This is a genomic window from Burkholderiales bacterium, assembly GCA_036262035.1.
Lineage (GTDB): Bacteria > Pseudomonadota > Gammaproteobacteria > Burkholderiales > SG8-41 > JAQGMV01.
Genome location: DATAJS010000009.1, coordinates 1 through 23036, shown reverse-complemented (window position 1 = coordinate 23036; position 23036 = coordinate 1). Strand labels below are relative to the sequence as shown.

Sequence of the window (23036 nt, the reverse complement as noted above, 5' to 3'; positions counted from 1 at the left end):
GACTATGCCTGGCAAAGACCATAGTTGTATGCGATATGCGCCGTTCGTATACTCGGTCCATGACCCTGCGTCAGCTCCGCTTCATCTGCGAGATCGTCGATCGTGAGCTTTCGATCTCCCGCGCCGCCGAAGCCCTCCATACCTCCCAGCCGAGCGTGAGCCGCCAGATACAGGCGCTCGAGGACGAGCTCGGTTTTTCGATCTTCCGGCGCTCGCGGCGCCGCCTGCTCGGCATCACCGCGCGCGGCGAGGACGTCGTGCGCATCGCACGCACGATGCATCGGCTGTCCGACGACCTGAAGCGCATGGGGCGCGACGTCGACGCCGCCGACAGCGGCGATCTCACCATCGCGGCCTCTCACACCCATGCGCGCTATTCGCTGCCCGACGTGATCGAGCGCTTCATGCAGCAATACCCGCAGGTGAAGCTGGTGCTGAGGCAGGGCGACCCGTCGAGCATGGCCGACCTGCTGAGCCGCGGCGAAGCGGACCTGCTGATCTCGGCGAAGCCCGTGGAGCCGCGGGCCGACATCCTGTTCCTGCCCTGCCGGCGCGTGCATCGCATCATCCTCGCGCCCCGGAGCCACCCGATCTGCGCCGCCTCGCGCCTCACCCTGCGCCAGCTCGCGAGGTATCCGCTCATCACCTACGACAAGGCTTACGAAGCGCACGGCCAGGTGCGGCGCGCGTTCGCCGACGCGGGGCTCGAGCCCAACATCGTGCTCACCGCCACCGACATCGGGGTCATGAAGACTTACGTCGAGCGCGGGATGGGGCTCGCGATCGTCGCCTCGATCGCCCATCGCCCCAATGAAGACCGCGCGTTCTGCGTGCTCGACGCAGGGCATCTGTTCGCGCCCAACACGGTGCACATCGGATTGCGGCGCGACGCCTACGTGCCTTCGTACGTCTACACCTTCATCGCGATGTTCGAGCCGGCGCTGACGCGCGCCAAGGTCGCCCGCGCCGCCGCGGCCCAATAGCCTCACCGGGCCGGCCGGCGCGCCTGTCCTTCGCGAAACGCGCGGATGCGCTCCTTCAGTCCCGGCACACTCACCGACCGCGCCAGCGCAGCCATGTCTTCCGCGCGCGTGTCGCGCAGCGTGGCTACGCCCAGCGCCGCCGACGCCGCCGGCGAGAGCTTCGCGCTCTCCCCGCGAGCGGCGGCGACGAGGTCCGGCCATTGTTCGCGGGGCGCAATCCGGGTGAGGAACCCGATGCGCAGCGCTTCCTGAGCATCGAAGCTGCGCGACGTCGACAGGATGTCGCGCGCGGCGTCGCCGCCCACGCGCGCGGCGAGGCGGCGCGTGCCCAGCACCACGCCGAAGCGCAGGCCCGGCATGAGAAACGCCGCATCGGGCGCGGCGATGCGCCGGCTGCACGAGGCGACGATGTCCGCGCCGGCGCCGAACACGCGGCCGTGCGCGAGCGCGAGCGTCTCGCAGGGGCTGTGATGGATCGCCTGCAGCAGCGTCTCGATGCGGACGAAGCGCAGCGCGAGATCGCCGTCGCTGGCGCTCTCGTAGTCGGTGAAGTCGAAGCCCGCGCAGAAGTGCGGGCCCGCGCCCTCGAGCACGATGAGGCGCGTGCCGTCGCTCGCCGCGCGCTCGAACGCTTCGAGCAGCGCCTCGACCAGCGCGGCGGACAGGGCGTTCGCCTTCTGCGCGCGGTTGAGCGTGAGGCGGGTGACCCCGTCCTCGCGCGCGGCGATCAGCGCGTCGTCCGCCATCACTCGGCCTGCAGACCGATGTGCTTCACGACCTTCGCCCACTTCGCGATGTCGCGGCGGATGTGGGCGCTGAACTCTTCCGGCGTGCCGCCGACCGGCTCCGCGCCGTCGGCCGCGATGCGCGCCTTCATCTCCGGCTCCTGCAGGATCTTGACGATCTCGGCGTTGAGCTTCGTCACGATGGCCTTGGGCGTCTTCGCCGGCGCGGTGAGGCCGAACCACTGCGACACGTCGTAGCCGGGCACGCCCGCCTCGCTCATCGTCGGCAGCTCCGGTGCGAGCGAGTTGCGCTTGGGCGTGGTGACCGCGAGCACGCGCAGCTTGCCGCTCTTGATGTGTGGGTTCGCCTGGAGCAGCGTGGAGAACAGCATCTGGATCTGGCCCGAGATGACGTCGATCATCGCCGGCGTGCCGCCCTTGTAGGGGACGTGGCTCAGCTCGATGCCGGCGATCGAACCGAACATCGCGCCCGACAGGTGGCTGATGCCGCCGGTGCCCGACGAACCGTAATTGAGCTTGCCCGGATTCGCCCTGGCGTAGGCGATCAGCTCCTTCACCGATTTCGCCGGCAGCGACGGGTTGACGACCAGCGCGAAAGGCTGCGTGGTGAACTCGGCGATGGGCGCCAGATCGCGCACCAGATCGTACGAGAGCTTTTTGTAGATGCTCACGTTGACCGTGTGGCTGTTGGAGATCGCCACGAGGGTGTAGCCGTCGGCCGGCGATTTCACCGCGAGGTCCACGCCGATGACGCCGTTGGCGCCGCCGCGGTTGTCGACGACGAAGGTGTTGCCGAGGCGCTCGGTGAGGCGCTGCGAGACCGCGCGCGTCGTGACGTCGGTGCCGCCGCCGGGGGCGAACGGAACGATGACGCGCACCGGCTTCGTCGGATAGGTTTGCGCGCTCGCAGGCGCTGCGACCGAAAATGCGGCGGCGATCGCCCCCGCGATCAGGGTTGCGTTACGGTTCATGCGTGGTCCTCCTAGGTGTTTGCGCCGACTTCGCGCAAGACCTGGTCCACGCTCTCTTCGGCCGATCCGATGTAATTCGCCGGATCGAGGGCAGCCTCGATCGCGGCAGGTGCCAGTTGCTCGCGGATGCTGCGGTCGTCGCGCAGCACCTCGCGCAGATGCACGTCGCGCTCGAGCGCGACGTTGCACGCCTCGGTGACGAGCTCGTGAGCGCGCGTGCGGCCGATCCTGGTCGCGAGCGCCATCATGACGGCCTCCGCCATCACGAGTCCCTGGGTCATTTCGATGTTCGAGCGCATGCGCTGGGGGTAAACCTTCAGGCCGCGCAGGATGTGCCCCATCTGCTGCAGGCCGGCGTGCGTGACGAGAAAAGCCTGCGGCACGACGATGGTCTCGAAATGGCCCTGCCAGTCGCGGTCGTAGTCCTGCACCATCGCTTCGAGCGCGATCGCGGTGAACTGCGCGGCCATCTTGGCGTAGACCAGCACGAGCTCGGAGCCGACGGTGTTGTGCTTGTGCGGCATCGCGCTGCTCGTGCCGCGGCCCGCGACGTCCGGCTCGCGCGCTTCGCGCACTTCGTCGCGGGTCATGACGACGAGGGTCTTGGCGATGCTGCCCATCGTCCCCGCGATCTCGGCGAGGGTGAACACCACCTCCGATATGCGGTCGCGCGAGGCGAACCACGAGATCGCCGGCGCGCGCAGGCCGAGCTCTTTCATCAGCGCCTTCTGCACCGCGAGCCCGTGCTCGCCCAGCGCCGACAGCGTGCCCACCGCGCCGCCGAACTGGCCGACCCGCGCCTCTTCGCGCACGCGCGAGAGCCGGCCGATCTGGCGCTGCACTTCGGACAGCCAGATCGCGGTGCGAAAGCCGAACGTCGTCGGCAATGCGTGCATGCCGTGGGTGCGGCCGATCATCACGGTGCTGCGGTGCTCGCGGGTGAGCTTCACCAGCGCGTCCTTCACCGCCGCGAGGTCGCGGTCGATGAGCGCGAGCGCCTCGCCGAGCTGCAGCGCGGTCGCGGTGTCGGTGATATCGCGGGTGGTGGAGCCCCAGTGCACATATTCGCCCGACGCGCCGCACGCTTCACGCAACTGCTTGAGATACGGGAGCACCGGGTAGCCGATGGTGTCGGTGTCGTGCTTGAGCCGCGCCCAGTCGATCTCGACCGCCTCGGCGCCGCGGCGGATCTCGTCGAAGCTGCCTTTCGGGATGACGCCGAGGTCTTCTTCCACCTTGGCGAGCGCGACTTCGATGGCCTTGAACTTGGCGATGCGCGCCTCGTCCGAGAACACCGCGCGCATCGCCTCCGTCCCGAAGAAATCCTTCAGGACCCTGGACGAAAAGACGGACATGCCTTACTCCGGTTTGGCGCCCGCGGCCTTGATGACCTTGTGCCAGCGCTCGATCTCTTCCTTGAGGAAGTCGGCGAAGAACTGGGGCGATTCGTGGATGGTGTCGGCGCCGAGCTTGGCGAGGCGGTCGTTGAAGTCCCTGGACTGCACCGCCGCGTTGATCACGCCGTTGAGCCTGGTGACGAGCTCGTTCGGCGTGCCGGCGGGCGCGAGCACGCCGTACCACGCGGCCACCTCGAAATCCTTGAGGCCGGATTCGATGAGCGTCGGCACGTTCGGCAGCAGCTTCGATCGCTTGCGGCTGGTGATCGCCAGCGCCTTCAACCGGTTCTGCTGGAGGAAAGGCTGAGCCGACGGGATGTTGTTGAACGCGAAATCGACCTCGCCGCTGACGAGCGCGGTCAGCGAAGGCGCGCTGCCCTTGTACGGGATGTGCGTCATGCGCACGCCGGTCGAGAGCTTGAGGAGCTCGCCCGAGAGGTGCTGGGTGCTGCCGCTGCCCGACGAGGAGAAGTTGAGCTTGCCCGGGTTCTTCCTGGCGAACGCGATGAACTCCTTGGCGGTGCCGACCGGCATCGACGGATGCACGAGCAGCAGGTTGGGGCTCTGCGCGAACACCGCGATCGGCACGAAGCTCTTGATCGGATCGTAGCTAAGCTTGGGATACAGGCTCACGTTGATGCCGAGGGCCGAGGAGGCGAGGAACAGGGTGTAACCGTCGGGGGCCGCGCGCGAGGCGATCTCGGCGCCGATGTTCTGCCCCGCGCCCGGGCGGTTCTCGACGATCACCTGCTGGCCGAGCGCCTCGGTGATGCGCGGACCGATGAGGCGCGCCATGATGTCGACGCCGCCGCCGGGGGCGTAACCGACGATCATCCGGATCGGCTTGGAGGGATAGCCCTTCGTATCCTGGGCGACGGCTGCGCCGGCGGCGAGCGCCAGCGCGGCGAATGCAATGAGAGTCTTGCGCATGATCAGTTCATCCATCCGTTGGCGCGCTGCTCGCCGAGCACGCGGTCGACGATCTCGGGCGCGAAGCCGGTGTAGGTCGTGGGATCGAGCACCGCTTTGAGCTCGTCCGCGGTGAGCGCCTCGCGCACCTGCTTGTTCTCCATCAGCGACTTCTCGAACGACACGCCGTTCTCGATGCCGTGCATCGACGCTTCGTACACCAGCTCGTGCGCGGTCTGCTTGCCGAGCTTGTCCGAGAGCTTGAACATCACGCGCTCGGAGAGCAGGAAGCCGCCGAGGATGTCGAGGTTTTTGCGCATCTGCTCGACGTCGACGTCGAGGCCTTCGAGCACGTATTTCATCATCGACAGCATGCCGCCCATGATGAGGCACGACTCGGGCAGCGCTTTCCACTCGCCGCGCCACGACGAGCCGTCGCGCTCGTGCTCGATCACCATGCACTCGAGCATGAAAGCGACGTTGTAGCGCAGCGCGCGGCTCGCGCCGACCACCGCCTCGCAGGTGGAGGGATTGCGCTTGTGCGGCATGGTCGACGAGCCGACCTTGCCCTTGCTGAACGGCTCGTAGAGCTCGGAGACCTCGGTGTGCTCCAGCGTCACGATCTCGTTCGCGATCTTGCCGAGCGTGCCCGAGACGATGCCGAGGACGGAGACGTATTCGGCGAAGCGGTCGCGCGCCGGCTGCCAGTTGATGTCGGCCACCCCCAGCCCCAGGCGCTTCATCAGGCGCTGCTCGAGCTCGCGTGCTTTCGGACCGAACGAAGCCTGCGTGCCCACCGCGCCCACCATGCCGCCGACGAACGTGCGCGATTCCAGCGCCTTGAGGCGCTCGTAGTTGCGCCCCATCTCGGACAGCCAGATCGCGGCCTTGTGGCCGAAGGTGATCGGCAGCGCCTGCACGCCGTGCGAGCGCCCGACCATCGGCGTGTCGCGGTGCGTTTCGGCGAGCTTGGCGAGCGCGCGCCCGACGGCCTTGATGTCGCGCAGGAAGATCTCGTGCGCATCGCGGATCTGGAGCATCGTCGAGGTATCGAGGATGTCCTGCGTCGTCGGGCCGAAGTGGATGAACTCGCCGGCGCCGCCCTGGCAGAGGTCCTCGACCGCCTTCAGGGCGGGCACGAGCGGGTGCTTGATGCGGCGGATCCCCTCCGCGATCGCTTCGACGTCGACCTTGTCGAGCTTGCAGTTGCGCGCGATCTCTTCGCCCGCTTCCTTCGGGATGATGCCGAGCTCGGCCTGCGACAGCGCGAGCGCGGCTTCGTAGTCGTACCACTTCTGGATGCGGTTCCTGTCGTTGAAGATCGCGCGGACTTCGTCCGTGCTCCACAGCTGCTTGATCAATGCGTCGTCGAAAACGCCGGATGCCATAGTCTTATCCCAGTGCTGAGTTGAAATCACGCCGTGCGGCGGCGTTCGCGCTCGAGCTGCGAGAACACATCCTCGTTGTGCTCGCCGAGCGCGGGCGGGTTGCGGGTGACGGGAAGCCCTACACCCGAAATGCGGAGCGGAGAGGCGAACGTGCGCGTGCGCGCCCCGCCCGGAAGCAGGATGTCCTGCACCCATCCCATGTGCTGCACCTGGGGATCGGCGAGAGCCTGCGAATAGGTGTTGATCGGCGTGCACGGGACGCCCGCTTCGGCGAACCGCGCGAGGAGATCGCGCCACGTGTAGCGCGCGAACTCCCCCTCTAAGATGTCCTTGAGCACGGCCTGGTTCCCGGCACGCAGCGCGTTGGTCGCAAAGCGCTCGTCGGCGACGAGGTCCTCTCGCGCGACCACCGCGCACACCGAGCGCCACAGCTTGTCGTTGCCGGCGGCCATCGCGAAGTAGCCGTCCTTCGCGCGAAACGCCTGATACGGCGCAGCGCGCGGGTGGGCCGAGCCGAGCTTGACGGGATCGCGATCGTTGCCGAAGTACTCGCTGGTCTGGAGCGCGGCGATGCCGAGCGAGCAGCCGAGCATCGACGCGTCGATGTGACCGCCCTCCCCGCCTTCGCTCACGCGCCGCAGCAGCGACGCGACCGCGAAAGCGCCGTACAGGCCCGTCGCGAAATCGGACAGCGGAACGCCGCATTTGACGGGCGCCGCGCCGGGCTCGCCGGTGACGCTCATGATGCCGCTCATCGCCTGCATCGTGAGATCGAAGCCGCCTTCGCCGGCGCGCGGGCCTTCCTGTCCGTACGCCGAGATCGAGCAGTACACGAGCGCGGGCTTGTCTGTGCGGAACGACTCGTAGTCGAGGCCGAGGCGCCGCATCACGCCCGGCCGGTTGTTCTCGAGCACCACGTCGGCGGACAGCACGAGCTCGCGCGCTTTCGCCACGTCCGCCGGATCCTTCAGATCGAGGGTCACCGAGCGCTTGTTGCGGTTGACCGACGCGAAGTTCTCGCTGAAGCCGCCGGTCATCGGCGGCCACTGCCGGAGCGTGTCGCCGCCCTGCGGGTGCTCGACCTTGATCACGTCGGCGCCCATGTCCGCGAGCAGCATCCCGCAATAGGGACCTGCCGCGACGTTACAAAATTCGATGACCCTGATGCCTTCCAACGGCGCCATGCGGCGTTCCTTTTTCATTCGACGGGCGCCGGCTGGCCGTGGAAACCGAGCTCGCGCGAGACCGCACGGCCGATGTCGACGACGACGGGCGCGAAATCGCGCAGCACGCCGGGCGAGAGCCGCTCGAGCGGCCCGGAGATACCGATCGCGGCGACCAGCCGGCGATTGGACCCGAAGATCGGCACGGCGAGGCCGCACACGCTCGCGTTCCACTCGCCGCGGTTCACCGCGTAACCCTGCTCGCGGATGCGCTCGAGCTCCCTGCGCAGGTCGTCGAGGGTGGCGATGGTGCGCGGCGTATGGCGCTCGAGCTTGATGCTCTCGACGAGCTTCGTCGGCGAGTAAGCGAGCTGGGCTTTGCCGGTCGCGACCGCATACGCAGGCGCGCGCCCGCCGATGCGCGAATAGGCTCGAACGGGCTGGGGACTGTCGATCTTCTCGATGTACAGCGCTTCGAAGCCGTCGAGCACCGACATGTGTACGGTTTCCGAGGTGCTCTCGGCGAGCTTCTGCAAATGCGGGCCCGCGATATGCCGTACGTCGATGCGGTCGGCCACGAGCCCCCCATATTCCCACATCTTGAGCGTGCATGAATAGCGCCCGGTATCCGGATCCTGCCGAACGTAGCCGCGCTCGATCAGCGTCTGCAGCAGCCGATGCACCTGGCTCTTGGCGAGCCCCAGCTCGTCGGCGAGCTCGGTGACCCCGCGTGGACGCTCGGCCAGCGCGAGGGTCTCGAGGACCGCAAGGCCGTTGACAAAGGTGTTGTTCATGTTCCAGATACGGGAACGCAGTTCTGCTCGATGCGGAGTTTAGGCTGCACTGCCGGTGGCGTCAAATGCTCGGCGCCCGCTGCACTGGAGCACGGCGGTTGACCCGCCCTGAAGAGACGTTCTAAACTTATTTGGAACGTTGTTCCTTATATCGGAACGCCGTCCTTCTTCAGGTGGAGCTTTGCTATGTGGATCAACTGGAAAGAAACCCTCTCGAACCTGCGTGCGACCGCGGGCAAATTCGCCGACGCCAACCCCAAGGTGGTCAGCGCCTACCGGCAACTGAACGGCGCGCTGGGCGCCAATAATGCGCTCGACGCCAAGACGCGCGAGCTGATCGCCCTCGCGGTCGCGGTCACGACGCGCTGTGACGGCTGCATCAGCTCCCATGCGGCCGCGGCGCGCGAAGCCGGCGCGACACAAGCCGAAGTTGCCGAAGCGCTCGGCACGGCGATCGCCCTGAACGCCGGCGCGGCGTACGTCTATTCGGCGCGCGCGCTCGAAGCGTTCGAGCAGTTCGGGACCGAAGGCCGCTCGGCGTGAGCCTCACGAAGCTTCGCACCTTCGTCGAGGCGGTCACCGCGATCGTCGGCGAGGAGACCGCGGAAAGCGCGCTTCTCGCGCGCATCCGGCCGCGCCTCGCCGAGCTGATCGAACGGGACGACTGGCTGCCGGAGTCGTTCTGCGTCCCCCACCCCACCTACTATCAGCAGTACCTGCTTCACTGCGACCCGCAGCAGCGCTTCTCGGTCGTGAGCTTCGTCTGGGGTCCGGGGCAGAAGACGCCGGTGCACGATCACACGGTCTGGGGATTGATCGGGATGCTGCGCGGCGCGGAGACCGGAACGAGCTATGCGTGCGAAGGCGCGGGCGCGCCGCTGCGCAGGCTCGCGACCTCGCGGCTCGAGCCCGGCGACATCGAGATGGTGTCGCCGACCATCGGCGACATTCACCAGGTCCAGAACGCGTACGACGATCGCGTGTCGATCAGCATCCACGTCTACGGCGCGAACATCGGCGCGGTCAGGCGGCACGTCTACGATGCCGACACCGGCGCGGTGAAGGACTTCGTCTCGGGCTTTTCGTCGCCGCTCTTACCGAACATCTGGCACTGACCGCGCACTCTTCCGGCGCCCTAGGATGTCTTGCGGCATTCCGCGGGCACGTACTTGTGAATTCCCGAAGCTGCGGTGCAGCTCCAGATCAAGGTGCCCCCGGTGCTGATCGACGGCGTGAGGACGAGCGTCACCGAGGTGCCGACCGTCGTCGCGCTGCCCGATAGCGTGATGATGCCGTCGTCGGTCACGCTCCCCCCGCTGATCTTCCCGACCGTGCCGACCGTCAGGCCCGCGCCCGAGTTCGTGAGCGTGCCGTTGGTCTGCGCGGTATCGGACACCTTGTTCTTGAAGCCGCTCGTGGCCGCCGCGAGCTCCGACACCTTCGCGCGGATGGTGTAATCCTGGTACGCGGGCAGCGCGACGGCGGCGAGTATGCCGATGATCGCGACCACGATCATCAGCTCGATCAGCGTAAAGCCTCGTTGAATCTGCATGCAGTGTCCTCTTGGGCGCGCCGCTACTCTACTCGAACGTCACGATCTCGCGGGTCACCGAGCGCGTGTGCGCGGAGACCGGGATGAACACCGAGTGCGACCCCGGTCCTCCCGCGACGACGATCGACAGGTCTTCCGGCTCCTTCGAGATCGGCACGATCGAGTCGGGCCCGATCGCTCCCAGCTCGGCGCTGCGTGCGGTGGCGAGGCGCTCGAACTCGCTGCCGCGCGATCGCCCCGCGCGCATCTTCGACGCTTCCCACAACCGCCGCTTCACTTCGGCCTTGCTCCAGCCGGCACGGTGGAAGAGGTTCGCGTGCTGCGGCGCGAGCACGACGAACGGCGCACCGCCGTAGATGTAATCGCTGCTCGCCGGGTACTGCATGGTGTCGCCGATCATGGCGATCACGTCCTCGGCGTCCCTGGCGGTCATGTTCATGTTCCACGTGCCCAGCGCGCCGACGACGGTGACCGTGCTCGCATCGGCCGCGAAGCCGCGCTCGACGTGCAGCGGCTCCCATGGGTTCGCCTCCTCGTTCTCCGCACAGCAGAACGTGTACTTCGCCGGCTGGCCCTGCGTCGCGCGGTCCATGTCGCCGGGCAGCGCGTGTCCGATGTTCATGAGGATGAGCCGCAGCGCGCGGCCCAGCGTCGCGTTCGCCCACGTGCCGGGCCCGAAGCAGCCCGAGCCGCTGTTCACACCCAGCCGGCGCGCCAGCGGACCGTTCACGATGAGCATGGCGGTCGACGGATTGGTCGTCGCCTGGATCGCCTGGAGATGGAACCGGCTCGTCGCAACCGCTTCGGCCGCGGCGATCAGCACCGGCAGGTACTCGGGATAGCAGCCCGCCATCACGCCCTGTATCGCGATGTACTCGACCGTCGCCGCGCCCATGCCGGGCGCGATGGTGGCGACGATCTCGTCCGGCGCGCGCCGCGTGTGGCGCAGCATGCGCTGCACCGCTTCTTCGGTCGGCGGCGCGATGATGAGGCCGTCGCCCCAGCGCCGCTCGATGAAGAAGCGGTTCAGCTCGTCGAGCGCCGCGGGTACGTCGACGAGGCGGGCGCGCGGCGCAGGCCCGGGCGGGGCGTCAGCCGCTGCCGCGTCCGCCGTCGGCTGCTCGGAGAGCAGCTTCGCGATGTCGTCGGCGCACTGCGCGGCGATGCGGCGCAGCTCTTCGCGCGAGCGCGTGCCGAACGGATGCGGAACGATGGCGATGGGCAGGTCGGGCGCGCCGAGCGCTTTCTGCTGCGCGCGGCCGAGCCCGATGAAGCTGCTCGAGCACACCGTCAGCGCGGCCTTGCCGCGCTTGGCGACTTCCACACTGTCGTGGACACTCCACGACGTGCAGGAGCCTCAGTCGCCCGAGCCGGTGACGACCGCGTCGACCTGCTCGACGAGCTCCTTCATCATCGCCTCGGGCGCGCCTTCCGACGCCGAGCGCTTGCGGCGTTTCACCACACTCGCGACACCGTGCTTCTCCAGCAGGAACTGCGAGACGTCTTCGACGAGATGGTTGAAGTTCGGCTTCGAGTTGTCGATGAATCCGATCGTCTTGCCCGCAACCGCACCCAGCGCTTTTCGGAGCTGTCGCGGCTGCGTGAGACAAGGCGCGACCGGATCGTAGACGGCGATTCGACCGGACATCGGTTCATCCTCCATGGTGTCGGGTATCTTCCGAGTGGTACACAATATCGACCAAAGCCCGAATGTGGTACGAACGGGCTGTTTGTGCAACAGGCTCACGAGGAGGAAGCGGATGAAAAGTTTGGTGAGGGTGCTGTCGGCGATCGGCGCGTGCGCCGCGCCCGTCGTCGTCTGCGCGCAGGGCGCGCCTTACCCGGTGAAACCGGTGCGCGTGATCGTTCCCTATCCTGCGGGCGGCGGAACCGATCTCGTGATGCGCGCCATCCAGCCGGTGCTCGCCGAGCGTCTGGGACAGCCCGTCGTCATCGACAACCGGCCCGGCGCGACGGGCGCGATCGGCAGCGAGATCGCCGCGCACTCCACGCCCGACGGCTATACGCTGCTCGCGCACACCAGCGGCGGTCTCGCGATCGCGCCGCACACCATGCCGCAGATCCGTTTCGATCCGCGGAAGGATTTCGCGCCGATCTCGCAGATCACCTCGTCGCCGTTCGTGCTGCTGGTGCATCCGAAGCTCGCCGCGACTTCGGTCGCTGAGCTGGTCGCGCTCGCCAGGGCCAAGCCGGGCGCGCTCAACTATTCGTCCTCCGGCGTCGGCTCGTCGACGCATCTCTCGGCGCTGCTCCTGTGCAAGCTCACCGGCGTGAACATGGTGCACGTCGCTTACAAAGGCTCGGGACCGGCCACCGCCGATCTCGTCGCCGGACACGTGCAGCTGCGCTTCTCGAGCATCCCGCCCGCGATGCCGCACGTGAAGAGCGGCCGGCTGCGCGCGCTCGCGACCACAGGCGCCAAGCGCTTCAGCCTGCTGCCCGAGCTTCCCGCGGTCGCCGAGACGGTGCCGGGCTACGTGGTCGATTCGTGGTACGTGGTGCTCGCCCCGGCGAAAACGTCCTCCGCGATCGTGGCCAAGCTCAACACCGAAGTGAACGCCTCGCTGCAATCGCCCGACGTGCGCTCGCGGCTGCGTTCCGAAGGCGTCGAAGCGGTCGGCACGACGCCGCAACACGCCGCAAAGCTCATCGCCGAAGAATTCGCGCGGTGGGGACCGCTGGTCAAGGAAGCCGGCGCGAAAGCGGATTAGACGCGCGGCAGAGCGTCGGGCGGACTCACGCCCGCCCGATGCGAATGCGGCTAGCGCATATTGCCGACGCTGCCGCCCGCGCTCGACAGCGTGCCGCCCACCGGCATCGTGCCGCCCGCCGGAATCGGGCCGGAAATCATGCCGACCGCGGCGATCGTGCGGGCGTCGAGACGGCCGGTCGCGCTCAAGCCGTGCGCTTGTTGAAAGGCGCGCAGCGACCGGCTCGTGTGCGCGCTCATGCGCCCGTCGACCGACCCGTCGTAGAAGCCGGCGAGCTTGAGCCTCACCTGCAGATCTTCGACCGGATTGCCGGGGTGCAGCGCGACCGTGGGCATGGATGACACGTTGCGCGGCGCCTGCGTCGATGCCGACGCGAGCCGCTGGTCGGCCGTCCACGAGATCGCGCCCTGCGTGGCGATGAGCGCCTGATTGACTTCATCGATAGCGGCATTGCGCCGCTCCCCCGCGGGCGCGCGCGACATGGCGTGGACCGCATCGTACAGGCGATCCGACGCCTGTCTCAGCTTGTGCATCGCCTCGCGGTCGGAAACGGGCGCGGCGCCGGTCGGATGTCGCGCGGGAAACGGACGCGCCGCCGGCGGGCCGAGCACCGCCATCGCGGCCTGCGCATCGGCGAGCGCGTGATTGGCATCCGCCATCGCCTGCGTGCGGTCCTGCCCGGGTGCGTGCTGCGCCATCGCCTGGATCGATTCTCGCAGGCGCTGCGCCGCGCGTTCGAGATTGGCCATCGATGCCTGGTGCGCGGAGTCGAGCTGCGTGTACGCGTGATCGCTCCGGCTCTGCTGCGCATACGCGGCGGCGGTGCTCGCCGCGAGCGCGACGGCGAGTGCGCCGATACTGAATAAGCGTGCCGACATGTTGCCTCCTGTGAGCAAAAGACAGAGGTATGACGGACGCGCGTCGGGGCGAGTTCGAATGTCTTTATTTCAGTCGAGGAAACGCGTCGGGCCTGACAGGATCCGGCGGCCTGCCCGGTCTTATTTCAAGGCTTCCTCGACGGGATCGGGACGGCGAACCCGAGCTCGTCGAGCTCCCGGATCGCCGCATCGAGGTGATCGAGCAGTCGCTGCAAGGCCGCCGCGTCGGCCGTGTTCCCGCGTGCGGCCGCCCACCTCTGACTGATACATAGATCGCGCGCGCGTTGAAGCAGCGCGACGGCCTGCGCCCGTTGGTGGTCGTCCATGCGGCGAAGTGTCGCATGCCGCCGGCGGCTGCGCCCACCGGCGTTTCACGCCCTGCCGGAGCCTGCGGGCGCCGGCTGACCGCCGAAGGCGCCGGCGAGCTCGTCATCGCTCCCCGGCTCCCGCTCGAAATTCGGACACCCCGACGCGTCGGGAAAGCACGCGTGCCACTTCGCGCAATGCGGGCTCATCCGGAAGACGCCCGCGACGAAGCAGGGTTGATAGGTGTAGCGGCGGCAATGTCGGCATGAAAGTATCTGCATGCACGCGATGGTGCGCACCGGCCTGGCTCGCCACGCGAGCCTGTGGGCTCACGTCGCTTCGTCGGCGGCCGAAACATCGCCGCGGCGACCGGCGTAAGCTGATGCGCTCTATCGCGAGGAGATCACGAGATGTCGACTGACGCCCGATTCGCCGAAGTGGCTTCGATCGCCGGTCACCCGGCGCGCGCCGGCATGCTGCATGCGCTGATGGACGGGCGTGCCTTGACCGCCACCGAGCTCGCCTCGGTCGCGCGCATCACGCCGCAGACCGCGAGCGAGCACCTCGCGCGCATGACGGCGGCCGGCCTCGTCCGCGTCGAGAAGCAGGGCCGCCATCGCTATCACCGCCTCGCGTCGCCGGCGGTCGCGCAGATGATGGAGAGCATCATGCGCACCGCGGCGCAGCTCGAGACTGCGCGCACGGCGCCCGTCGTCGGGCCTCGCGATGCCGCGTTGCGCAGTGCGCGCACCTGCTACGACCATCTCGCGGGCCGGCTCGGCGTCGCGCTTGCCGACGCGCTCGCGGGCCAGGGCTACATGGACCTCACCGACGACGCAGGGGTCATGACCGACAGCGGCGTCTCGCTGCTGAAGCGGCTCGGCATGGACGTTCCCGCGCTGCTTCGGGCGAGCGGCGCCAGGCGCCGCGTTCTGTGCCGGCCGTGCCTCGACTGGAGCGAGCGGCGACCGCACCTCGCCGGATCGTTCGGCGCCGCGCTCTGCGCGCACAGCTTCGAAGCCGGATGGATACGCCGCGTGCAAGGCACGCGCGCCGTGGCGATCACACCGAAGGGGATGCGGATCTATCGCGACGTCATCGGGGCCGGCGTGTAAGCGGCGCCCCGACGGCGTCGATCACTTCTTTCCCGGGTACAGCGCCTCGATCTCTGCGGCCTCGGGCCGCCGCTTGTAGTCCTGGTCGAGGTTGCCGTTGCCGCACGGGCTCTTGATCGTGATGAACGTCGCCGGCCCGTTCACCGGCCGCGAGCGATGGCGCGTGTTGCGCGGGATATGGACGAGCGTCCCGGGTCCGACGACGCGGTCCTCGTCCCCGAGCACGAAGTGCATCTGCCCCGAGATGACCAGGCTGAACTGCTCTTCGTTCGGGTGCTCGTGCAGCGGCGGCCCCTCGCCTTCGGGCTTGGTGACGACGCCGAACTTCATGAACTCGCCCGGGACCGTGCCCGCCTCGATCTTCCTGTTCGTGGAAGACGACTTTCTCTCCAGCTCGTCGAGCTTGTAGAACGGCATGACGACCTCCTCCGATGATCGGCCGCGAAGCACGGCCTGCACGATTATCGGGCCAGATGACCGGAGGCGGGAGTCGGAATCGAACCGGCGTATCGGCCTTGTTTCCGCCGGCTATTCGGCCAACGCGCCCGCACGGGGCCTGGCTCGCGCCGCGACCGCCGCGCCGTCGCTGCGCACGGTCACCTGGTCGTTGAGGATGCGCACGGCTTCGCTCAGCAGGACATCCTTCTTGTCCTTTTGCACTTTCTCGATCGCGAGCTCGTCGGCGAGACTGCGCTCGCTGACCTGCCGGCCGTCGTCCCAGGCGCCGAGGCCCGTGCCGGCCACGTCACCTGCGGCGCCTTCCGTCCCGGCCTTCGTCCGCCCCTCCCGGGAGGCGATGCGCGCCCGCTCCGCGTCGCGTTCCTTGCGACGCTCGGCCTCGTTCAGCGAGATCACGTTCCTGGCGCGCCGCGCGCTCGCTTCCGCGATGTCTTCCACGAGGTAGCGGAAACCGGTGTCGTTCCTGACGCGCGCGTCGTGCATGGCGCGAAGAACCGGCACGATCGGTTTGATGTCCCCGACCCGCGAATATTCGGCGGGCCTGATGCGCGACCACGGGAGCGCATTGTCGTAGCTCGACTCGCCGAACCGCTTCGAATCCGAAGCCGACGGCAAGGCGATATCCGGCGTGACGCCGTGCAGTTGCGTGGTGCCGCCGTCGATGCGGAAGAACTGTGCGATCGTCATCTTGAGCTCGCCGTACTGCGGCTTGCCGTTCTTGGCGACCCGGTCGAGGTCGACCATCGTCTGCACGGTGCCTTTGCCGAAGCTCGGTTCGCCGATGATCACGCCGCGGCCGTAGTCCTGGATCGCCGCGGCGAAGATCTCCGACGCCGAGGCCGAAGCCCGGTTGATCAGCACGGCGAGCGGGCCATCCCACGCAACGCCCGCGATGGTGTCCCTTCCGACCGAGATCGCACCCGCCGCGTCGCGCTGTTGCACCACGGGACCGGTGTCGATGAACAGGCCGGTGAGGTTGATCGCCTCGTTCAGCGAGCCGCCGCCGTTATCGCGCAAGTCGATCAGCACGCCGTCGACGCCGTCCTGCTTGAACCCCTTCAGCAGGCGCGCCACGTCGCGACTGGCGCTCTTGTAGTCCGCGAGGCCTTTCTGTCGGCCCGCGAAATCCTCGTAGAACGACGGCAGGGTGATCACGCCGATCCGGCGGGCGCCCTTGCCGGCCTCGACGGTCCGGATGGTTCCCTTGGCGGCCTGCTGTTCCAGGCCGACCTTCTTACGGACGATCGTGACCGTCTTGTGCTTGCCGTCCAGACCTGCCTCCGCGGGTATGACGTCGAGCACGACGACCGTGTCGACCGCGCCGCGGATCAGCGCGACCGTGTCGTCGAGCCGCCAGCCCTGGACGTCCGTCGCGGTGGTGCCGCGGCCCTGCGCGACACCGACGATGCGATCACCCTTCTTCAGCTCCCCGGAGAGAGCGGCGGGCCCGCCCGGCACCAGCTCGCGGATCGTCGCGTAGCCCTCCTGGTCCGCGAGCACGGCGCCGATGCCGACGAGCGAGAGGCTCATCGAGATGTCGAAGTCCTCCGCCGCCCGCGGTCCCATGTAGTTGGTGTGGGGCTCGATCGCCATGGTGTAGGCGTTCATGAAAGTCTGGAAGGCGTCCGCGCTCTTCACCTGCGCGATGCGCTTCTGGAAATTGTCGTAGCGCCGGTCGAGAATGCGGATGATGCTCTCGTCGCTCTCGCCGGAGAGCCTGAGCCGCAGCCAGTCGCTCTTGACCCGCTTGCGCCACAGCTCGTTCATCTCCGCTTCGTTCGCAGGCCAGGCGGCCTTTTCCCGCGACGCCTCGTAGCTCTCGGCCTTGCTGAAGTCGAAGCCCTGTTTGACCAGCGCGCGGGCATGCGCGAAACGCTCGGCCGCCCGATTTTCATACAGGTTGAAAATCGCGAACGGCGCGGTCAGGTCCTCCTTGAGGATGGCATCGCCCAGACGCGTGCGATACGCCGAAAGCCGGTCCACGTCGGCTTGAACGAAGAAGACTTTCTCGGAATCCAGCGCTTTCAGATACCCGTCGAATATCTTCGAGGACAGGTTTTCGTCGAGGGGGCTCGGCTTGTAGTGGTAACGCGTGAGGATCTCGGCCGCGAGGTGCGCCGCCTGCTGCTCCGGCGCCGCCGGCGCGAGCTTTCCCGCGCCGAACGCAGCGCCTTGCGCCGCCGTCGACAGTACAAGGACGATCCACAGCAGGGTCTTGCGCATGCAGGCTCCACGTCAGGGTAAAGAGGGGTCGTAGGTGCGACTTGCCGTCATCCGGGCCGGACCTGCCGCGGCAGGCGCGGCCGTCTCGTATTTTCGCGCTCCGGCAGAACAGACAATACGCGGCGTGGACGGTTCCCGGACGACCGGCCGGCACGCAGCTTACCCGATGCGCACGCGGTGACGGACCGCAGGGGGCGGGATCGCGCGCGAAAACGCTTTTGGGCGCAGCGGCTTACGCGCGCTTTTCCGGGCACGTTTCCCCGTTACGTCCGCCCTGCTTCGAGCCAGGGCGTCGGCTCTTCAGCCTCGCGTTCAGGAAATCCCGCAATACGACAGCGTTGTTGTGCTTCAGATCGTGCGCGCTGAAGAGCAGGGTCACGCGCCCGCGGCGCGCCTGCGCAAGTATCGGCTCCCAGGCTTCCGGACGAGTGTTGAGCTCCGCACGGTAGCGTCGCCTGAATTCGGCCCAGCGCTCGACATCGTGGTCGAACCACTGGCGCAGCGCGGTGCTCGGCGCCGCGTCCTTCATCCATGCATTCATGGCGAGCGATGCCTTGCTGACGCCTCGCGGCCACAGCCGCTCGACCAGATAGCGCGCGCCGTCGATGCTGGCGTGAGGCTCGTACACCCGTTTGATTCGAACCATTGCGGCAGCCTGTTCCTCTGTCCCCGTGAATGTTAGCCGATCAAGCAGTGCCGTTTCTCGCGGCAACCGCCTTCGAGGATTGCGTGCCCGTGGCCACGAGATCGAGGAGGTCGACTCGATGCCTCAAGCACGACGATGCGTCGACTCTCGTTTCGCTGCCGTGCCCTCGACGTGCGTCGTATCCGCAGCGCTCTCTCCGAGATACGCCCGCTGCACTTCGGGATCGTTCGTCAGGTCGTTCGCGCTGCCTTCCCGAACGATCGCGCCGGTCTCCAGCACGTAACCCCGATCCGCGACGGACAGTGCAGCGTGCACGTCCTGCTCGACCAGCAGCACGGTCACGCCTTCGCTGCGAATCTGCGTCATGGTCTCCAGCAGCAGATCGACGATCACGGGCGCGAGTCCCAGGCTCATCTCGTCCACCATCATCAGCCGCGGCCTTGCCATGAGGGCGCGCGCCATTGCGCACATCTGCTGCTCGCCGCCCGACAGGCTGCCTGCAAGCTGACGCCTGCGCCCGGCGAGAGCCGGGAAAATGCGGTAGACGCGATCCAGGTCCTGCCTGATCCCGTTCTTGTCGGCGCGCTTATACGCGCCCATTAGCAGATTTTCGTCGATGCTCATCTGCTCGAAGAGCTGACGTCCCTCCGGGACCTGCACCAGGCCCATCCCGAAAACGCCGTCGGCGGTGGCCCGGGCGAGCGAGCGACCCTCGAAGATGATGTCGCCCCGCGACGGGATGAGCTTCGAAAGCGCACGCAGCAAGGTCGTTTTGCCGGCACCGTTGCTGCCGACGAGCGCCACGATTTCGGCGGCGCGGATTTCGATGCTCACATCCCGCAACACCGGCATTTCCCCATAACCGGCGTTGAGCCGCGTGACCTGCAGCAGCACGGCGCTCATTGCCGTCTTCGCCCCAGGTATGCTTCGACCACGCGCGGATCGCTGAGCACCGCCTCGGTTGCGCCTTCCACGATTTTCTCGCCATGGTGCAGCACGAAAACGCGGTCGGAGAGGCTCTTGATCGCCTTCATCACATGCTCGATCACCAGGATGCTGATGCCCCGGTCGCGCACTTTCTTGATGACGTCGATGACCTCCTGGATCTCGACGTGATTGAGGCCGGCCATGACCTCGTCCAGGAGCAAAAGTCTGGGCTTCATGGCGAGCGCCCTCGCGAGCTCCAGGCGCTTTCGGTCGGGGCCGCCCAGCGCATCGGCGCGCTGCGCGATGCGCCTGCCCAGACCGACGAATTCCAGGCACTCGCCCGCGAGCTCGCGCGCGCGCCCCATGCTGCGCTCGCCGCCGCCGGCGCCGAACAGCGCGCCCACCGACACGTTCTCGAGCACGCTCATTCCGGGGAACGGCTTCATGACCTGGAAGGTGCGGCCGATGCCCAGATGTGCGCGCCGGTATGCCGGCACCCCGCGCATGGACCGTCCTTCGAAAACGAGATCGCCTCGCGTCGGCTCGAGCGTGCCGTTCACCATGCTCACGAGCGTCGTCTTCCCTGCTCCGTTCGGGCCGATCAGACCGAGAATCTCGCCCTGCTCGAGATGGAAGCTCACATCGTCGACCGCCACCACGCCGTGAAAGCGCTTGGTGAGCCGGCTCACTTCGAGGATGTTGTCCATTTACAGGCGGTGAGCCCTGACGTTGCCGATGAAGTACCGCCAGCCGGCCTGCCTGAGGTTTTTCACCAGGTCGATGATGCCGCGCGGCATGAACACCACGGCGACGACGATGACGACACCGAAGAACATGCTGGCGATGCTCGTGACCTTGGTCGCCAGAACTTCGGAGGTGGCCGACAGCACAAACGCGCCGATCACCGGGCCGAGGACGCTGCCCGGGCCGCCGAACACCGCCATGATGATCATCTTGACGTTGAGAACGACATCGAACACGCCTGCCGGGTCGATGAACGTGATGTAGTAGGCATAGATACCGCCTGCGAGCGCCGTGAACGCCGCCGAGAGCATGAAAGCCAGGATTTTGTAGAGCGTGGTATTGACGCCCAGAACCGCGGCGCCTTCCTCGTTCTCACGAATGGCGATCAGGCCGACGCCGAAGCGGCTGCGCGACAGCCAGAAGATCGTCAGCGTGGTGAGCACGAGAAGTCCCAACGCCAGCTCGTAGAACAGGGCTTCGCCTGTGTGTAGCGGTAGAACCAGTCCGATATTGCTGCCGGCGATCTCGAGATTCGAAACGATCGCCGTCATGACCAGAGCGAGCCCCAGGGTGCAAATCGCAAAATAGTGGCCCTTGAGGCGCAGCACGGCCAACCCCAGCAGCCCGGCGAAGGCGACGCCGAGGCCCAGACCGATCAGCATTCCCGCCCAGAACGGCAAGTGGTATTGCACCATGGCGATCGCTACGCCATAAGCGCCGAGCCCGTAGAAAACCGAGTTCCCGAACGACGGATAGCCGGTATAGCCGCCGATGATGTTCCATCCCTGCGCCAGCGTCGCCAGCAGCAGCAGGTTGATCCCGAACTGCACCAGCACGGTGTTGCCCATCCAGGGCAGCGCGGCAAGCAGCGCGACGATGACGCAGAGCACGACACCCCGCACGATTTTTTTCATGCCGTTCGCCCCAGAAGCCCGCTCGGTCGCACGATGAGGATGAGCACCAGGATGCCGAAGCTCGCGACGTCCCGGTAAGTGGGTCCGATGAAAAGCGCAGTGAGCGATTCGATGACGCCCAGAAAGAGACCGCCGACGATGACCCACAGCGGATTGTCGAGGCCGCCGATGATCGCTATCACGAAGGACTTGGCGGTGAGCGCGCCGCCGATATAGGGATTGATTTGCGACACGGTTCCGTAGAGCCCGCCTGCCACGCCGGCCAGCGCCGCGCCCAGACCGAACGTCAGCGCGTAAATGCGCTTGGGGCTGACGCCATAGAGCCGTGCCGCCACGAGGTTTTGCGCCGCAGCGCGTATGCCTCGCCCGGTGCGGCTGTGAAGCAGGAAGAGCCACATCGCCGCGGTGAGGCCGATCGCGATCGCAAACGCGATGAGCTGAACGAACGGAATCGTGATGCCGCCGACGGCATAGCTCGCGCCGGCGTAGCCCGGGTTGATGGTGCGGTAATCCGCCGAGAACCAGAGCTGCGCGAGATACATCAGAACGACCTCGATGCCGAAGGTGATCAGCAGCGTGTTGAACATCGGCCCGCGGATCACCAGATTCAGAATGCCGCGCTGGATGGCATAGCCGATCGCGAACAATACTGCCGCGGCGATCGGCAATGCGGCGAACGGGTCGAAATGCGCACCGGTGACCAGAAAGTAAGTCACATAGGCGCCCAGCATGATGAGCGCCCCATGCGACAGATTGACGATGTTGAGCACGCCCCAGACGAGCGCAAGTCCGAGCGCCATGAGGGCGTAGAGGCCGCCCAGGAGGATGCCGCTCACCAGGACCTGGACGAACAACGCCATCTCAGCGCTTGTCCCACGGCGCCAGCGGGTACTGGAGCTTGTTCAGGAACTCCTTGCCCGCATAGATCGGAACGACCTTTCCGTCCTGGATCTGAATCATGATCTGCGGCAGGCTGATCTGGCCCTGGTCATTGAAGGACACGTGACCATACAGACTGTCGAAGCTGACCTTCGCCAGGGCATCGCGCACCTTCTGCGGGTCGACGCTGCCCGCGGACTGGATGGCGTTCACGAAGGCTTCGACCGCGGCGACCCCGGCTGCGGCATGGTAGTCGGGCTCGTAGCCGTATCTGGCCTTCCATTCGCGGGCGAACTTTTCGGCATCGCCGAACCATTGGTCCTTCAGCGCCGGCGACGGCAGCCACGCGGTCATCCCGCTCGCGCCGTTCGCATCCCTGCCCAGCGCCTGGCGGAAGTCCGCGCTGGGAACGCCCACGGTGAAGGACTGCAGCATCGGGCTCACGCCCAGGCTTTTCGCCTGGCGGATGAAGTTCAGCACCTCGGTTTCATGGCCCGCGACGAGAACGGCGTCCACCTTCCCGCTCTTGATGCGCGACAGCAGCACGGAGAAGTCCGACGCATTGGTGCTGTAGCGCTCGTCGATCACGGTCTTCAGACCCGCCCTCTTGAGCAACTCGCGCGTGCCTTTCGCCACCGACACGTCGAACGCGTCGTCGGCATAGAGCAATGCCACCGTCCGAGGCCTGGGATCGAGCCGGGTCATTGCGTCGATCGTGCTGCCGAAGTAATTACTCGCAGCCGGCAGCGTCCCGAAAACATGGGTATAGCCGCGGCTGTAGATCTGGTCGGATGCGCCTCCCCCCTGCACCATCGGCACCCGCGTCTTCTCGGCAATGGACGAATCCGCCAGCACGAAATTGCTGGCGAAGGGTCCCAACAGGAAATTCACCTTGTCCTGCGACAGCAGCTGCACGTACTGACGCACGCTCAGATTGACGTCCGACTGGTTGTCGAGAATCTTCAGCGCGATCCTGTGGCGCGTCGAGCCGATCGCGATGCCGCCCGCGGCGTTGATTTTCTCCGCGGCGAACTCGTAAGCGTCCTTGTAATACCGGCCGGTGTTGGCGACCGGTCCGGTCAGTTGAACCGAGGCTCCAAGGGTGACCTGCTGTGCCCACGCCGGCGCGGGCAGGAACGAGAATGCAATGAAAAACAGGAATGCATACATGAAGAGCTCCTTTGCTGGCGCTGCCGGCCCCGAAGATTCGCATGCAGCGACCCCGAAGCCGTTGCAGTTGTGACCCCCGTTTGATGACAGCAGGCTTCAGGGCGTTCCGGGGGGGGGGGGGGGGGCGCCAAGATAAAAAA

General features: G+C 67.0%; 24 protein-coding genes. 5 read left to right on the top strand and 19 right to left on the bottom strand.

From position 1 onward, the window contains the following. Positions 1 to 59: 59 nt before the first annotated feature. Positions 60 to 983 (top strand): LysR substrate-binding domain-containing protein, encoded by a 924-nt coding sequence (locus VHP37_06065; protein HEX2825891.1) that lies wholly within the window; start codon positions 60 to 62, stop codon positions 981 to 983. A gap of 2 nt (positions 984 to 985) precedes the next feature. Here the strand turns inward: VHP37_06065 and VHP37_06060 are convergent, their stop codons facing one another. From VHP37_06060 to VHP37_06030, 7 genes are read right to left on the bottom strand one after another with little or no spacing between them, the layout of a single operon-like run. After that, the gene (locus tag VHP37_06060; GenBank protein ID HEX2825890.1) at positions 986 to 1729 is read right to left on the bottom strand and encodes an enoyl-CoA hydratase/isomerase family protein; all 744 of its coding nucleotides are present in this window, start codon (positions 1727 to 1729) and stop codon (positions 986 to 988) included. Further along, on the bottom strand, positions 1729 to 2700 hold the full coding sequence (locus VHP37_06055; protein HEX2825889.1) for a tripartite tricarboxylate transporter substrate binding protein: 972 nt from the start codon (positions 2698 to 2700) through the stop codon (positions 1729 to 1731). The genes VHP37_06060 and VHP37_06055 overlap by 1 nt, the downstream gene beginning before the upstream one ends. Before the next feature lie 11 nt (positions 2701 to 2711). Next, positions 2712 to 4055, bottom strand: coding sequence for an adenylosuccinate lyase family protein (locus VHP37_06050; protein HEX2825888.1), 1344 nt, complete (start codon positions 4053 to 4055; stop codon positions 2712 to 2714). Between the two features lie 3 nt (positions 4056 to 4058). Next, complete coding sequence (locus tag VHP37_06045) at positions 4059 to 5027, bottom strand: tripartite tricarboxylate transporter substrate binding protein (protein HEX2825887.1); 969 nt, start codon at positions 5025 to 5027, stop codon at positions 4059 to 4061. A gap of 2 nt (positions 5028 to 5029) precedes the next feature. Next, positions 5030 to 6394: an adenylosuccinate lyase gene (gene purB, locus VHP37_06040; protein ID HEX2825886.1), complete on the bottom strand. Its 1365-nt coding sequence runs from the start codon at positions 6392 to 6394 to the stop codon at positions 5030 to 5032. Positions 6395 to 6420: 26 nt separating this feature from the next. Beyond that, entirely contained in the window at positions 6421 to 7578 is a 1158-nt protein-coding gene (locus VHP37_06035; GenBank protein HEX2825885.1) for a CoA transferase, read from the bottom strand. Between the two features lie 14 nt (positions 7579 to 7592). Next, the gene (locus VHP37_06030) at positions 7593 to 8351 is read right to left on the bottom strand and encodes an IclR family transcriptional regulator (protein HEX2825884.1); all 759 of its coding nucleotides are present in this window, start codon (positions 8349 to 8351) and stop codon (positions 7593 to 7595) included. 186 nt (positions 8352 to 8537) lie between these two features. Between VHP37_06030 and VHP37_06025 the strand changes: the two genes are divergently transcribed. Together VHP37_06025 and VHP37_06020 are read left to right on the top strand one after the other, a co-directional pair. After that, positions 8538 to 8894, top strand: coding sequence for a carboxymuconolactone decarboxylase family protein (locus tag VHP37_06025; GenBank protein HEX2825883.1), 357 nt, complete (start codon positions 8538 to 8540; stop codon positions 8892 to 8894). Positions 8895 to 8935: 41 nt separating this feature from the next. Further along, positions 8936 to 9466 (top strand): cysteine dioxygenase, encoded by a 531-nt coding sequence (locus VHP37_06020; protein ID HEX2825882.1) that lies wholly within the window; start codon positions 8936 to 8938, stop codon positions 9464 to 9466. Positions 9467 to 9486: 20 nt separating this feature from the next. Here the strand turns inward: VHP37_06020 and VHP37_06015 are convergent, their stop codons facing one another. From VHP37_06015 to VHP37_06005, 3 genes are read right to left on the bottom strand one after another with little or no spacing between them, the layout of a single operon-like run. After that, positions 9487 to 9903 carry a prepilin-type N-terminal cleavage/methylation domain-containing protein gene (locus VHP37_06015; protein HEX2825881.1) on the bottom strand — a complete coding sequence of 139 codons (417 nt, stop codon included), beginning with the start codon at positions 9901 to 9903 and terminating at the stop codon, positions 9487 to 9489. A gap of 28 nt (positions 9904 to 9931) precedes the next feature. Beyond that, on the bottom strand, positions 9932 to 11227 hold the full coding sequence (locus tag VHP37_06010; GenBank protein HEX2825880.1) for a hypothetical protein: 1296 nt from the start codon (positions 11225 to 11227) through the stop codon (positions 9932 to 9934). Between the two features lie 33 nt (positions 11228 to 11260). After that, positions 11261 to 11551, bottom strand: a complete 291-nt coding sequence (locus VHP37_06005) for a hypothetical protein (GenBank protein HEX2825879.1) — start codon at positions 11549 to 11551, stop codon at positions 11261 to 11263. 112 nt (positions 11552 to 11663) lie between these two features. On the opposite strand from VHP37_06005, the gene VHP37_06000 reads away from it, so the two are divergent. Continuing rightward, positions 11664 to 12635, top strand: a complete 972-nt coding sequence (locus VHP37_06000) for a tripartite tricarboxylate transporter substrate binding protein (GenBank protein ID HEX2825878.1) — start codon at positions 11664 to 11666, stop codon at positions 12633 to 12635. Positions 12636 to 12685: 50 nt separating this feature from the next. Here VHP37_06000 and VHP37_05995 read toward each other — a convergent pair whose 3' ends face one another. Further along, positions 12686 to 13513, bottom strand: a complete 828-nt coding sequence (locus VHP37_05995; GenBank protein ID HEX2825877.1) for a peptidoglycan-binding domain-containing protein — start codon at positions 13511 to 13513, stop codon at positions 12686 to 12688. A 716-nt stretch (positions 13514 to 14229) separates the two neighbouring features. On the opposite strand from VHP37_05995, the gene VHP37_05990 reads away from it, so the two are divergent. After that, positions 14230 to 14934, top strand: a complete 705-nt coding sequence (locus tag VHP37_05990) for a winged helix-turn-helix domain-containing protein (protein HEX2825876.1) — start codon at positions 14230 to 14232, stop codon at positions 14932 to 14934. A 21-nt stretch (positions 14935 to 14955) separates the two neighbouring features. Here the strand turns inward: VHP37_05990 and VHP37_05985 are convergent, their stop codons facing one another. The 8 genes from VHP37_05985 to VHP37_05950 all read right to left on the bottom strand — a co-directional run bounded on the left by VHP37_05985 (position 14956) and on the right by VHP37_05950 (position 22896). Then, the gene (locus VHP37_05985; protein HEX2825875.1) at positions 14956 to 15351 is read right to left on the bottom strand and encodes a cupin domain-containing protein; all 396 of its coding nucleotides are present in this window, start codon (positions 15349 to 15351) and stop codon (positions 14956 to 14958) included. A 111-nt stretch (positions 15352 to 15462) separates the two neighbouring features. After that, positions 15463 to 17616 (bottom strand): carboxy terminal-processing peptidase, encoded by a 2154-nt coding sequence (locus VHP37_05980; GenBank protein HEX2825874.1) that lies wholly within the window; start codon positions 17614 to 17616, stop codon positions 15463 to 15465. A gap of 232 nt (positions 17617 to 17848) precedes the next feature. Then, positions 17849 to 18262, bottom strand: a complete 414-nt coding sequence (locus VHP37_05975) for a DUF488 family protein (GenBank protein HEX2825873.1) — start codon at positions 18260 to 18262, stop codon at positions 17849 to 17851. 123 nt (positions 18263 to 18385) lie between these two features. Further along, complete coding sequence (locus VHP37_05970) at positions 18386 to 19165, bottom strand: ABC transporter ATP-binding protein (protein HEX2825872.1); 780 nt, start codon at positions 19163 to 19165, stop codon at positions 18386 to 18388. Then, positions 19162 to 19896, bottom strand: coding sequence for an ABC transporter ATP-binding protein (locus VHP37_05965; GenBank protein HEX2825871.1), 735 nt, complete (start codon positions 19894 to 19896; stop codon positions 19162 to 19164). Before VHP37_05965 ends, VHP37_05970 begins: the two co-directional genes overlap by 4 nt. After that, entirely contained in the window at positions 19897 to 20847 is a 951-nt protein-coding gene (locus VHP37_05960; GenBank protein ID HEX2825870.1) for a branched-chain amino acid ABC transporter permease, read from the bottom strand. It abuts the gene before it with no gap. Next, on the bottom strand, positions 20844 to 21707 hold the full coding sequence (locus VHP37_05955; protein ID HEX2825869.1) for a branched-chain amino acid ABC transporter permease: 864 nt from the start codon (positions 21705 to 21707) through the stop codon (positions 20844 to 20846). The genes VHP37_05960 and VHP37_05955 overlap by 4 nt, the downstream gene beginning before the upstream one ends. A gap of 1 nt (position 21708) precedes the next feature. Continuing rightward, entirely contained in the window at positions 21709 to 22896 is a 1188-nt protein-coding gene (locus tag VHP37_05950) for an amino acid ABC transporter substrate-binding protein (protein ID HEX2825868.1), read from the bottom strand. Between the last annotated feature and the right edge of the window lie 140 nt (positions 22897 to 23036).